This window comes from Tessaracoccus flavescens (assembly GCF_001998865.1).
Lineage (GTDB): Bacteria > Actinomycetota > Actinomycetes > Propionibacteriales > Propionibacteriaceae > Arachnia > Arachnia flavescens.
The window spans coordinates 1,793,328-1,805,112 of sequence record NZ_CP019607.1; the positions used below are offsets into that span (position 1 = coordinate 1,793,328).

An 11,785-nucleotide genomic window follows, 5' to 3' on the forward strand; every position below is an offset into this window, starting at 1 on the left:
GCCTGGTCCTCGCGTCCTTCCTAGGATGGGGGGCATGGCTGAACAGACACTGATCCTCGTCGGCAACGACAAGGGCGGAACCATCTCGACCCTTCGACTCGACGGCGAGAAGCTGTCCGAGGTGGCCGTGACGGAGGTGGGCGTCGGCTGCAGCACCTTCGCGATCGACCGTGATCGCGACCTCGTCTACTGCGCGGTCAAGGACCCGGAGCCTGCGATCGTGACGCTGAGCCTCGACCGTGCCACGGGGGAGCTGACCGAGATCGCCCGGCGACCTGTCGACGACCCGCTCGCCTACATCGGCATCACGCCCCACGCGCTGCTCGGGGCGTCGTACCACGGCGGCTGGGGCGCGAGCTGGCAGAGGGTTGACGGTGTCGTCGGCCCCGAGGTCACGCGCTTCGAGAACCGCAACGTCCACGCCGCGGTGCCCGATCCGCTGAACCGCAACGCCTACTTCACCTCGCTCGGTGACGACCTGATCGCGCAATTCTCGATCGGCACCGAGGGCGAGTTGATCGAGCTGTCCGAGCCGAAGGTGAAGCTCACACCGGGGATCGGACCGCGGCACCTGGTCCTGTCGGACGACGATCGGCACGCGTACCTGCTGACCGAGTTCACCGGCGAGGTGATCCGCTTCGACCGCAGCGAGGGCGGCCGGCTGAGCAGGGCCGAGGACGTGTGGTTCTACGACGGCTCCTCCGGCATCCAGAACAGCGCCTACGGCTGGGATCCGCGCAAGGACCACCAGATCTGGGGAGCCGACCTGGCCCTCGCGGGCGGGGGCAGGTGGCTGCTGTGCACCGAGCGGACCGAGTCGACCGTCGGCGCCGTCGAGCTGACGCCGAAGGGGCACCTGAGCGATCACGTCGTCCTGTCGAAGGTCGAGGCTCAACCGCGCAGCCTGACGGTCGCGCCCGGTGGCGACCTGGTCGTCGTGGTCGGCGAGCTGTCCGATCATGCCGGCCTCTACCGTCTGGAGACGGACGGCCGCCTGACCGAACTCGACCGGATCCACACCGGAAAGGGGCCGAACTGGGTGCGCTTCGCCTGACGTCGGGTCTGCATCCGACCTAGTCAGCGCTTAGTGTGGGCGCACGGAGGTGTGACCCATGATGACCCGACGATCCCCTGCCGCCGCCGCGGTGGCCCTCACGCTGCTGGCGGGCTGCTCCGGCACGAAGCTGACCGACCCCGACGGTCCGCAGAATTGGACTCTGCGGGCCGTCGCGCATCTCCGGGCTACGCGGTCTGATCGACGGCTTGAGCCGCCTGTCGACGGGTGCCGATCTCGGTGACGTCGTAGCGGTAGCCGAGGGGACTGGTCCAGACGAGCTGCCCCGGGGACGGTTGGTCGAGCACCCAGAAGCCGGCCGTCTTCGCGCGGTGCACCCCGCGCGACAGGGGAGCGAGGTTCCCGATCCGGGTCTGGTCTTTCGCGCCCGGTCGGTAGGGCTCGGTGTGGTCCAGGTCGACGCCGCTGGTCCGCCGTGTGGAGAACGGCAGGCCCGCCGAACCCGAGCCTGTGGTGCTTCGGTTGGAGAAGGGGAACGGCTCGGTCGGGAAGGCCAACTGAACCGCGCGACGCATCCTCGGTGTCGGCTCGTACCGGTCGGCGGGCGCCATGCGGGGCAGGTCGATGACCGGCTGCACGCGGACGTCGAGCGCGAGTTCGCCGAGGAGTTCGGCGAGCAGGGCGGTGGTGATGTGTCCGGCCCGCTCGACCCGGGCGGCACCGTCGAGGTGTCCGAGCGAGTCGGCCTTGAGGTGGACGTTCAGGTGCAGCACCGGGGCCGCCGGGGTTGGGACTCCGGTGTGGTTGGGTGGTCGTTGGTCGCCGTGGACCGGTGCTGCCGGGCATGGGGCTTCGGCTTGGTTTGGCGACCATAGTCCGCCGTGCACCTGCGCTGTGTGGCTGGGGGCCTGGGCATGGTTGGTCGACAGTTGCTCGGCCTCTACCGGCGCTGCCTGGCTGGGGATGTCGGCGGTGGGTGGCAGTTGCTTGCCCGGCACGGGTGCTTGCGGGGTTGGGATCCCCGGGTCTCTGGACGACAGCTGCCCGCCCTGCACCGACGCCTCGGCCGCAGCGGCGGTCACGTCGGATGAGCGTGGGGGCCGTGCGGGGCCGCGTGCGGGCAGAGTGCTCCCGTCGTCCGTGGGACCGGGCCTCGCGTTGCTCGCTCCGGACGGTTCGGCGACGGAGCCCGCCGCGGGCTCGGCCGGTTGGATTGGAGCCGAGGCGGGACCGCAGCCGGATACAGCGGCCTTGGCGGTTCCGGCATCAGTCGCAGAATCGGGCCAGCCACCGGCAACCTCGGACGGCGTGACCGCGGGCCGACCGGCATGCCTGGGCGTACCCGTCGGGTGGGCGGCGTTGGCCGGTTCGACCGTGGGACCCCTCGGCTCGAGCGGTCGGGCTGGAGCTGGGTCAGCCAAGCGAGGTCGTGCAGGCGCACTGCCACCCGGCTCAGCGTCGGGTCGGTGGCTTCGGGGCCCGTCCCGCCCGGTGGTCTCTAGGCCCCAGGCAGCTGGCGGCCGGGCTGGACGGGTGGGACGCTCGGCGGGACCCGTGGATTCTGGGCCGGTCGCGGTCGTGCGGACAGGCGAGCGCGGGGCGCTAGGTAGGTCTGGCAGCCCGGAGTGCATGAAGGGCTGGGGCGCCGCGCGGGCCGAACCCACGAAGACACTCGTGGTCGGTGGGTAGCAGTTCGGGCCCGCCGTCTGGTGGGACGGTGCCCCACTATCTGCCGGCACGGGGCCCAGCTCGGGAGGATTCGACGCGACCTGGGCCGGCGTGGCCGAGCAGCCGCAGGTTGGGTCCAACGGCAGGCCGGGTTGCGGGGCACCGTCCAGCAGGGAGGCCGCGAGCCGTGGATCGAGCGTCAGCGCCTTCGCGCGGCGCTGGCTGTGTGTCAGGGTCGGGTACCTGGCTTCGAGGAGCGCGGCGACCTGGTCGAGCCGGGACTCGAGGAGTTGGGCGTCGAGCACGTCGAGCCGGCCGGTGAGGTTCATCACCCCGTCGAACAGGCCCCAGGTCCAGACGCCACGATCGGCACGCGCCTTGCGTTCCTTCTCCGCCGCCAGCGCGGTGTCGGCCTGGATGATCAGCTTGTCGAGCAGGGTGAACGCGGCGCTCCACCCGAGGCCCTGTTGGCGACGCAGCCAGCGCGACGTGACCGGATCGGCAAGCGCCGGGTGCAGATCGCAGCAGCGGGCCGCCGCCTTGAGGGCGCGGGCGGCGTCGATCTCGAGGAGCTGGACCGCCTCGTACAGGCGCGGATGGCGGTACTTCAGGTTGATCGCGTCGGCCAGCCGACCGGTGGCCGCCGCGGGCGTGCAGCCGAGCAGCCCGGCGATTTCCAGGCGGAGGTGCTCCGAAACAGACGGTGTGCCCTCGCCGCCGACCCGGACGCGACGCTCGGCCAGGCTGTCGAGGAGGTCGGCCTCGTCGAGCCCGTACGTCTCGGCCAGGTCGCAGAGCGCGGCGATGACCTGGGCCTCACCTCGGCGGCGCGTCTCATCGCCGGCGATGAGCCGCTGCGCCGCCGCCCGCCCTTCGATCAGCGTCCTTGCCTCCATGATTCAACGCTACGGACAGGGTCTGACATTTTCTGCAGACAACGGGCCGCAGGCCGAAAAACTGTGGCGAGATTCGCATGGAGTTTCCAGGTCCCCGACGAGACGCCGTCGGTCCTTGCGGTTCGTCGGCCGTCCCCAGGGTGGGGATTCTGTGGACAACTCGCGTCCACAGGCCGCCCCCAACGCGGCGACGGTTGCAGACGGATCGGGGTGGGTCAGCCTTCGACGACCACGACGTACTGCTGCACAGGCCCCATGGGTTCGCACTCGTCCCTGTTCGGCACGAAGCACTCCTGCACCTCGAAGGTGGCCTTACCAGGGGCGACGCCGGTGAGGTTGGCGTAGGTGGGTTCCTCGCAGCCGCCCGGGTTGCAGTCGGCCGGGGGAGCCTCCCGGATCACCTCGAGGGTGGCCACGCCCGGCTCGGGCTCGGTCACGATGACCGGCGTCCGTCGCGCGCTCTGATTGGTGGTGCCGATCAGCACGCGCTCCGTCTCACCGACCCGGACGACGACCTCGAAGTCCTGCGGCTCAGGCGGGTCGGGCGGCGTCGGGGTGACCGACGTCGTGATCCCGAACAGGCTCAGCAAAAAGGCGATGAGAACGGACAACATGATTCAGGTTCTCACGCGAGGGGCTCAGGAACACCCCTCAGCCCTGGTAGATGTTGACCATCCACCCGATGCCGTAGCGGTCCATGCCGAGGCCGAACACGGCGCCCCACTGCTGCGGGGCGAGCGGCACACCGACGTTGCCTCCCTCGGACAGCTTCTCGAACCAGCCGGTGAGCAACTCCTTGTCTGTGCTGCCGAGCGAGATGTAGTTGCGGGTGCCGCCCCACGTTTCCTCGGCGCCCAGCATGGCGTCGGAGGCCAAGAACACGAAGTCGGGCGTAGTCAGCATGGCGTGCATCGTCCCGCTGGACGGCATCTCCTCGTCCATCTGCGCGTCCGAGAAGCTGACGACGCTGAGTTCCCCGCCGAAGATCGACTGGTAGAACTCCATCGCCTCGCGGGCGTCGGCTGCGAAGTTGAGGTACGGGTTCATCTGGACTGCCGTGGCTGCCTACTGTTTGTGGGGTCGTCGCAAGCGTAAGTCCGGCCCCGACAATCTCGGCCGGACGGGGATATCCACCCGCTCTCCACAAGTTATCCACAGGGTTGTGCACACCGGGGGATAAGTTACACACGTGTCGTTAGGTGATCCGGTCCCCGCGGCCGGCACGCTCCTGTGTCGAGCCGCAACCTACTTTGTACAAACGGGCCTCCATATGGGTGTCCAAAGTGCGTTGCTCCGCGGCTGTGTCCGGGTGCGGTTGGGGCTGGTGGCATGTCACGACGCACACCTCCTGAGGTGACCCGAGCAGGGGAACTCTGCACACGACAAGCAGCTGAGGCTCTGCGAAAGGCGCGGACGCTTTTCTTTCCTGCTGGCTGGTGAGGGAGCGTGTCACGCTTCTGCGGCTGAGTGGGCCGAGGCCAAGCGGCCAGCGCGATTCGGCAGGCCAGGGTGCTAATGGGTGGCGAGTCGGTGCAGCAAGGCAGGCTCCGTGGGTTCTTCGAGGAGGAGGGGGATGGTTGCGACTCGTGTGGCAAGCGTGTTGACGGTGGCGATGTGGGGTGCCTCTGCTTCGGCGCGTGCGGCGAGGAGCGGGTGCTGGGTGCCGGTCTGACTGATGGCCTGGTTGACGACCCATCCCCACGGAACAATGCCGGCTCGACGGAGGTCCGCGTCGAGGTCGGCTGCCTCCTGGACTGGGGTGGCGTCGGGTAGCGTGACGATGACGATCCGGGTCAGGTCGGGGTCTTGGAGCCGCATGAGCGGAGTCACGATCCTGGCATCGGGGCCCATGCCGCGGACGATCTCGCGGTGGTACGAGCCGGTGGCGTCCATGAGAAGGAGAGTGTGGCCGGTCGGTGCGGTGTCGATGACCACGAACTCTTCCTTTGCCCGAGAGACGAGGTGCGAGAACTCGCCGAACACGGCGACCTCCTCGGTGCAGGGTGAGCGAAGGTCCTCAAGGAGCTGTGCCTTGCCTGCCTCATCGAGGCGCGACCCCTTTGTTGCCAGTACCCGGTCGCGGTAGGCCCGGGTTGCCTCTTCGGGGTCGATGCGTGACGTGGTTAGGTTCTCGACGGCCTCCCCCAGGGACTGGTCGAGGCGGCCGGCTGGATCCGTGGTGGAGAGATGGACCCGCTTGCCCTTGTGTGCCAGCGCGAGGGCGATCGCGGCTGCAGCGGTGGTCTTGCCCACGCCCCCCTTGCCCATGCACATGACCAGGCCGTGATCGTCTTGGGCGAGCTCGTCGACCATGTCGGCAATCGACGACGTGGTCGAGCTCGGTGCCGATGGGGCCGCGAGGGGGTTGGGCGGGGCTGAGTTGGTGACGGCCAGGAGGGCGCGGATGTTGTCGAGTCCGACGATGCCGCTTGCCCGGAGCGGGATCTGGGACGTCCCCAGTGCCCTCAGAGCGAGGGGCATGTTGCCGATGGCCTGCTGCTCTCGTGCGATGACTGCCCGCGCAAGGGCGTCGTTCCCAGCCGCCTCGTCAAGCACGGCGTTGATCACCAGCCGCTGCTCGGTGATGCCGAGGGCAGCTAGTTCCTCTGCGGTTCGGGCAGCCTCGTCCAGCGACGCCTTCTGAGCTCGCGTCACCAGAACCAGCGCAGTGGCGGCGGGGTCGCTGAGCTTGGCCAGCGTCTGCGCGTACTGGGTTCTGGTCTTGTCCAGTCCGGACATCGGCCCGAGGCATGAGGCGTCTCCCTTGCCTTCGTCGAGGAAGGCGGTCCACTCCCCGGGGAGTTGGAGCAACCGGATCGTGTGGCCGGTGGGGGCGGTGTCAAAGACGACGTGGTCGTGTTCAGCGGTTCCTTGCACGTTGGTCAGCAGGTCGGTGAACTCGTTGAACGAGGCGATCTCGGTGGTGCAGGACCCCGAGAGTTGTTCGGTGATGCTGGCGAGTTCGGCCTCGGGAAGAAGCCCGCGGACCGGGCCGATGATCTTCTCGCGGTAGGCCTCGGCCGCCGCCTCCGGATCGATCTCGATTGCCGAGAGGCGATCCACCGCGGCGATCCTGGTGATCTGGTTGCCGATGGTCTGGTCCAGAACCTGGGCGACGTTGGACGCCGGATCGGTCGAGACAAGCAGTACCCTACGGCCGGAGTCGGCGAGGTTGACTGCAGTCGCGCAGGCGATCGAGGTCTTCCCGACCCCGCCCTTGCCGGTGAAGAACACGTACCGCGGAAGATCGCTCATGAAGGAGTAGCTCATTGCTCAGCAGCACCCCGTCGCGGCCGAGGTGGGAGTGCAGCGTGCGGTCTGCTGTGGAGCTACTGGCTCCGGACAGCACCCTGCTGCCTCGGTTCCTTCGCAACAAGAGTTGTCAGCCGCGAAGCCGAGGTCGTCAGCAAGACCCGCGAGCCTGCGAAGCTCGTCTCGATCGGGGTAGCGACCTGTTGCGACGGTCACCTGATCGACTAGGACCAACGGCAGACCCGCTGAGCCGGCAACGCGGAGGAAGTCGGAGGCGACTGGGTTCTCCGCAAAGGCGGTCGGGTTGTTGGCCAAGTTATGGCGGGCGATGTCGACGCCTTGTGCCTTGAGGTAGTCAAGGTCGGCTGTGAACGTCACCAGAGCCTCGTCCACGTCTGTGCCACACACCCCGGTGTTGCAGCACAGCGCTGGCTCGAACACTCGAATCTGAGGAGTTGCCGGGCCGAGGAGTTCGTCATGCAACGTCTCCACCCTGGCCGCGATGTCCGCTACGACCAGCCGCATCCGCTCCATCCCTTCGATGCCACGCTGCGACGGCTCGTCGGTGATCCATGTCTCGATCCGGCCACGCATACCCGCCACCGGCTCCACCACTGCCTCCGCGCCGAGCACCACGACCCGATCCACGCCCGCGACCTCCTCGGCGTTGATCAGGCGGGGCATCTCGCCTGCCATCGAGGCACCCCGTTCCGCCACCGCCATGGCAGCCTCCTCGTTAAGCGCCGAACCAGGCTTGGTGCCTGCCGAAGACACGCTCACGCCCCCCAGTTTCCGCATCAACGCTGCCGCGATCTGGGATTTTCCACCGTTCTTCACGCAGACGAACAGCACCGACGGCTGACCACTCATCACAACCTCCATGTATTGAAGCTCATCAATACGAGAAGCAAACCGGACATATCGAGAGATGTCAATATGGCTTACCATGGGGGCATGGTGACCACCGAGCAACTTCGCGAAGAGCCCGCACACTGCTGTCCGGATAACGGTGAGACGCTCCTTGACGGCGATAATGCGGCTGTGCTTGCGGACGTCTTCAAGGCGCTCGCCGACCCTACGCGGGTGCGCCTGCTGCGCTACCTGGCCGACTCGGCGAATGGGACCGTCTGCGCCTGCCACCTGCCGGACGCCCTGGGGATCACCCAGCCCACGCTCTCCTTCCATATGCGCAAACTCCATGACGCCGGCCTGGTTGAGCGCGAGCAGCGCGGACGCTGGGCCCACTGGTCGGTCAATGCGGCCGCGCTGGATCCGATCCGCTCTTTCTTGCGACTGGAGACTCCTACTGGATCTACATGCTGTTGACCCTTTCGGTACGCAGGTAGTTCAGTCAAGATTGAATCAAATCTGGCTAAAGGGAGATTACGATGGAGCTGGAACAGCGTGCGGAACTCTATGCGGCCCTCGGGGATGTCACCCGACTGAGACTGCTCGACGCCTTGGCGTGCGGCGACCTCACCCCGCGGGCCCTGGGGGAGGAACTGTCCCTGCCAGGCAATCTGCTCACCCACCACTTGGGCGTCCTCGAGGCCGCAGGGCTGATCCACCGTCGACGCTCAGATGCGGATCGCAGAAGCAGCTACATCCAGTTGGCCGACCGTGCCCGCCCGATGCTGTCGCCTCGCCTCCCAAGCCAACCTCCGCCGCGTGTGGCCTTCATCTGCACCCACAACTCGGCCAGATCGCAACTGGCCGCGGCCTTGTGGCGGCGGGCCAGCAACATCCCGTCCGTCTCCGCAGGAACCGAGCCGGCGACACGCGTGCATCCGGGAGCCATCCTGGCGGGGCGACGCGCAGGGGTGGATATCAGCGCTGCCACTCCCCAGTCGCTCGACGGCGTGCTGAGTAAGGAAGACCTGGTCGTGAGCGTCTGCGACAACGCAGGCCGGCAGCTCCCGGTTGACCACGTGCACTGGTCGCTACCTGACCCGGTGGCGGTCAACACCCGTGCAGCATTCGACGAGACTTGCGCCGAGCTCAACCAGCGAGTTCACGCCCTCGCCGACATCATCCAAGGAGAACCATGACCACCACCGAAGAACGCACCTGGGAGTCCCTCTGGCTCGACGAACGCCGCGCCCTCACCAACGCGGCCGAGCGCCTCGCGGCAGAGTTCGAACCACGTTCGGCCGCGAAACCATCGAACGCTTCCTCGCTGTCGATGCCGCATGAATACTGACCCCCAGGTGCCGAGCGAAAGTTGACCCCCTCGGTCAGAGTGAGGGAGTGATCAGCGTGGAGGATTGGGCCGAGATCAGACGGCTCCACAAGTCGGAGAAGATGGCGATCAAGGCGATCGCCCGCCAGTTGGGGGTGGCGCGGAACACGGTGCGGGCGGCGCTAGCATCGGATGGTCCCCCGAAGTATGAACGAGCTCCTGCGGGGTCGGTGGTGGATGCGTTCGAGCCACAGATCCGGGCGTTGCTGTCGAGGACGCCGACGATGCCGGCCACGGTGATCGCGGAGCGGATCGGGTGGACGCGGTCGGCATCGGTGCTGCGGGGCAAGGTCGCCGAGCTGCGGCCGTTGTTCGCGCCGCCGGACCCGGCCGACCGGACCGAGTACCAGCCTGGGGAGATCGTGCAGTGTGATCTGTGGTTCCCGCCCAGGATCGTGCGGGTCGCGCCAGATGTGTGGATGGCGCCGCCGGTGCTGACCATGGTGGCGGCGTGGTCGGGGTTCATCGCCGCGGTGCTGCTGCCGTCTCGGACCACGGGGGATCTGCTGGCGGGGATGTGGCAGCTTCTGTCTGGCAGCTTCGGTGGAGTGCCGAAGACGCTGGTGTGGGACAACGAGTCCGGTATCGGTCAGCATCGCCGCCTGACGGTGGCTGCGCGGGCGTTCGCTGGGACGTTGGGGACCCGCATCTTCCAGACCAGGCCCCGGGATCCGGAGGCCAAGGGGGTGGTGGAACGGGCCAACGGGTATCTGCAGACGTCGTTCCTCCCGGGTCGGGAGTTCGGGTCCCCGTCCGAGTTCAACACCCAACTCGCGGCTTGGCTGCCGCGGGCGAACCAGCGGCTGCTGCGCCGCACCGGCGCTGCTCCCGCGGCACGGTTGGCAGCCGAAGTGGCGGCGATGACCGCGCTGCCACCAGTGCCGCCTGCGGTCGGGTTCACCGACCGGATCAGGTTGGGGCGGGACTACTACGTGCGGGTGATGGGCAACGACTACTCCGTGGACCCGGCCGCCATCGGACGCTTCGTCGACATCACCTGCGATCTGGAGCACGTCACGGTCAGCTGCGCCGGGACCGTGGTGGCCGAGCATGGGCGGTGCTGGGACCTTCGGCGCACGATCACCGACCCAGCCCATGTCGCGGCCGCCAAGCAGCTGCGCGCAGCCTTCCAGTCCCGCAACACCCCGACCACCGGGAGGGTGGAGCCAAGCCATCAGGTCGGGATGCGGTCGCTGAGTGACTACGACGCACTGTTCAACCTGAACACTGCCACCGCGCTGTCGGTGAAGGAGGTGGCGTGATGACCACCGGCAAGGACGTCGCAGCCGAGATCGCGTTCCTGGCCCGGGAGTTGAAGACCCCGGTGATCACTGAGACCTTCACCTCCCTGGGTGACCAGGCACGGGAGGCCGGCTGGTCCCACGAGGAATACCTCGCCGCGGTCCTGGGCCGGCAGGTCGCCTCCCGCACCGCCAACGGCACCAGGATGAGGATTTCGGCAGCCCACTTCCCACAGGTCAAGACCATGCAGGACTTCGTCTTCGACCACATCCCCGCCACCACCCGCGACGTGGTCGCGCACCTGGCAACTGGCACCTTCATCGCGAAACGGGAGAACGTGGTCCTGCTGGGACCACCCGGGACCGGCAAAACCCACCTGGCGATCGCATTGGGCATCAAGGCCGCCGAAGCGTCCTACCCGGTGTTGTTCGACTCCGCGACCGGCTGGATCCACCGGCTGGCCCAAGCCCATGCCAAGGGCGGTCTCGAGCGAGAACTACGACGGCTGAACCGCTATCGACTGCTCATCATCGACGAAGTCGGATACCTGCCCCTGGACGCCGCCGCAGCAGCGTTGTTCTTCCAACTCGTCGCCTCCCGCTACGAGACCGGCTCGATCATCGTGACCTCGAACCTGCCCTTCAGCCGCTGGGGCGAGACCCTCGGCGACGACGTCGTCGCAGCCGCCACCATCGACCGGCTCGTCCACCACGCCCACGTCATCGGCCTGGACGGCGACTCCTACCGAACCCGCGCACACCGCGACACCATCAACCAGCAAACCAAGTAGCCAACCAACAAGAAACCCACCGAGAGGGGTCAATTTTCAATCAGCACAGGGGGGTCAGATTTGGCCCGGCGTTGACACTCGCAAGCTCCTACGATCAACTCGCAGCAACGGCAAAGGTCGTGCACTTCCTCCCCCTGCTCGCCGAGCGCTTCGCGCGGCAGCGACTCCAAGCGGTCGCCCGGCTCGACGATCACCACAACGACGGCAAAGCCGTCGTGCTGTTCCTCTGCACCCACAATGCCGGCCGTTCCCAGATGGCGCTCGGGTTCTTCGAAGCACTTGCAGGCGACACCGCCATCGCCTGGTCTGGGGGCTCCACACCGGCAGACAGCATCAACCCGATCGCCATCGGGGCAATGCAGGAGCGGGGGGTCGACATTTCGCGGGAGTTCCCCAAGCCCTGGACTGACGAGACGGTCAGGGCCGCTGACGTCGTCATCATCATGGGGTGTGGCGACGCCTGCCCAGTCTTCCCCGGAAAGCGCTACGAGAACTGGAACGTCGATGATCCCCATGCGATGAGCATCGACACCGTTCGACGCATCCGCGACGACATCGAACGCAGAGTCCGCACTCTCATTGCCGAGTTGGACTGATCGCAGCCACCGGGCCGCTCGGCAGGGCGGCTACTTTGTACGCCGCCGCAACGGGGCGGATCTGTACAAAGTGCTGAGCGTGAGGCT

12 protein-coding genes are annotated in these 11,785 nt (G+C 67.5%); 7 read left to right on the plus strand and 5 right to left on the minus strand.

Annotation, left to right across the window (positions count from 1 at the left end; translation table 11 throughout):
* Positions 1–34 precede the first annotated feature (34 nt).
* Positions 35–1,054, plus strand: coding sequence for a lactonase family protein (locus BW733_RS08485; RefSeq protein WP_161490186.1), 1,020 nt, complete (start codon positions 35–37; stop codon positions 1,052–1,054).
* Between the two features lie 188 nt (positions 1,055–1,242).
* Here the strand turns inward: BW733_RS08485 and BW733_RS08490 are convergent, their stop codons facing one another.
* From BW733_RS08490 to arsD, 5 genes are all read right to left on the minus strand, one after another.
* Positions 1,243–3,579 carry a hypothetical protein gene (locus tag BW733_RS08490; protein WP_077349647.1) on the minus strand — a complete coding sequence of 779 codons (2,337 nt, stop codon included), beginning with the start codon at positions 3,577–3,579 and terminating at the stop codon, positions 1,243–1,245.
* 215 nt (positions 3,580–3,794) lie between these two features.
* Positions 3,795–4,193: a hypothetical protein gene (locus BW733_RS08495; RefSeq protein ID WP_077349649.1), complete on the minus strand. Its 399-nt coding sequence runs from the start codon at positions 4,191–4,193 to the stop codon at positions 3,795–3,797.
* A gap of 37 nt (positions 4,194–4,230) precedes the next feature.
* Positions 4,231–4,626, minus strand: coding sequence for a VOC family protein (locus BW733_RS08500; RefSeq protein ID WP_077349651.1), 396 nt, complete (start codon positions 4,624–4,626; stop codon positions 4,231–4,233).
* Positions 4,627–5,091: 465 nt separating this feature from the next.
* Complete coding sequence (gene arsA / locus BW733_RS08505; protein WP_269466376.1) at positions 5,092–6,834, minus strand: arsenical pump-driving ATPase; 1,743 nt, start codon at positions 6,832–6,834, stop codon at positions 5,092–5,094.
* A gap of 18 nt (positions 6,835–6,852) precedes the next feature.
* Entirely contained in the window at positions 6,853–7,779 is a 927-nt protein-coding gene (gene arsD / locus BW733_RS18935; RefSeq protein ID WP_202970321.1) for an arsenite efflux transporter metallochaperone ArsD, read from the minus strand.
* A gap of 6 nt (positions 7,780–7,785) precedes the next feature.
* On the opposite strand from arsD, the gene BW733_RS08515 reads away from it, so the two are divergent.
* The 6 genes from BW733_RS08515 to BW733_RS18940 all read left to right on the plus strand — a co-directional run bounded on the left by BW733_RS08515 (position 7,786) and on the right by BW733_RS18940 (position 11,698).
* Complete coding sequence (locus tag BW733_RS08515; RefSeq protein ID WP_077352847.1) at positions 7,786–8,157, plus strand: ArsR/SmtB family transcription factor; 372 nt, start codon at positions 7,786–7,788, stop codon at positions 8,155–8,157.
* 62 nt (positions 8,158–8,219) lie between these two features.
* On the plus strand, positions 8,220–8,879 hold the full coding sequence (locus BW733_RS08520; RefSeq protein ID WP_077349657.1) for an arsenate reductase/protein-tyrosine-phosphatase family protein: 660 nt from the start codon (positions 8,220–8,222) through the stop codon (positions 8,877–8,879).
* On the plus strand, positions 8,876–9,031 hold the full coding sequence (locus BW733_RS18250) for a hypothetical protein (protein ID WP_161490187.1): 156 nt from the start codon (positions 8,876–8,878) through the stop codon (positions 9,029–9,031). The genes BW733_RS08520 and BW733_RS18250 overlap by 4 nt, the downstream gene beginning before the upstream one ends.
* A gap of 47 nt (positions 9,032–9,078) precedes the next feature.
* Complete coding sequence (gene istA, locus BW733_RS08525; RefSeq protein WP_077349659.1) at positions 9,079–10,332, plus strand: IS21 family transposase; 1,254 nt, start codon at positions 9,079–9,081, stop codon at positions 10,330–10,332.
* Positions 10,332–11,102, plus strand: coding sequence for an IS21-like element helper ATPase IstB (gene istB / locus BW733_RS08530; protein WP_077349661.1), 771 nt, complete (start codon positions 10,332–10,334; stop codon positions 11,100–11,102). The genes istA and istB overlap by 1 nt, the downstream gene beginning before the upstream one ends.
* Positions 11,103–11,173: 71 nt before the next feature.
* Positions 11,174–11,698, plus strand: coding sequence for an arsenate reductase ArsC (locus BW733_RS18940; protein ID WP_237268122.1), 525 nt, complete (start codon positions 11,174–11,176; stop codon positions 11,696–11,698).
* Positions 11,699–11,785 lie beyond the last annotated feature (87 nt).

Bases quoted from the DNA above. Each gene is read 5' to 3' on its own strand.
- BW733_RS08515 (WP_077352847.1), top strand. From the start codon at position 7,786: ATGGTGACCACCGAGCAACTTCGCGAAGAGCCCGCACACTGCTGTCCG.
- BW733_RS08520 (WP_077349657.1), top strand. From the start codon at position 8,220: ATGGAGCTGGAACAGCGTGCGGAACTCTATGCGGCCCTCGGGGATGTC.
- istB (WP_077349661.1), top strand. From the start codon at position 10,332: ATGACCACCGGCAAGGACGTCGCAGCCGAGATCGCGTTCCTGGCCCGG.
- BW733_RS18250 (WP_161490187.1), top strand. From the start codon at position 8,876: ATGACCACCACCGAAGAACGCACCTGGGAGTCCCTCTGGCTCGACGAA.
- BW733_RS08485 (WP_161490186.1), top strand. From the start codon at position 35: ATGGCTGAACAGACACTGATCCTCGTCGGCAACGACAAGGGCGGAACC.
- arsA (WP_269466376.1), bottom strand. From the start codon at position 6,834: ATGAGCGATCTTCCGCGGTACGTGTTCTTCACCGGCAAGGGCGGGGTC.
- arsD (WP_202970321.1), bottom strand. From the start codon at position 7,779: ATGGTAAGCCATATTGACATCTCTCGATATGTCCGGTTTGCTTCTCGT.
- BW733_RS08495 (WP_077349649.1), bottom strand. From the start codon at position 4,193: ATGTTGTCCGTTCTCATCGCCTTTTTGCTGAGCCTGTTCGGGATCACG.
- BW733_RS08490 (WP_077349647.1), bottom strand. From the start codon at position 3,579: ATGGAGGCAAGGACGCTGATCGAAGGGCGGGCGGCGGCGCAGCGGCTC.
- BW733_RS08500 (WP_077349651.1), bottom strand. From the start codon at position 4,626: ATGAACCCGTACCTCAACTTCGCAGCCGACGCCCGCGAGGCGATGGAG.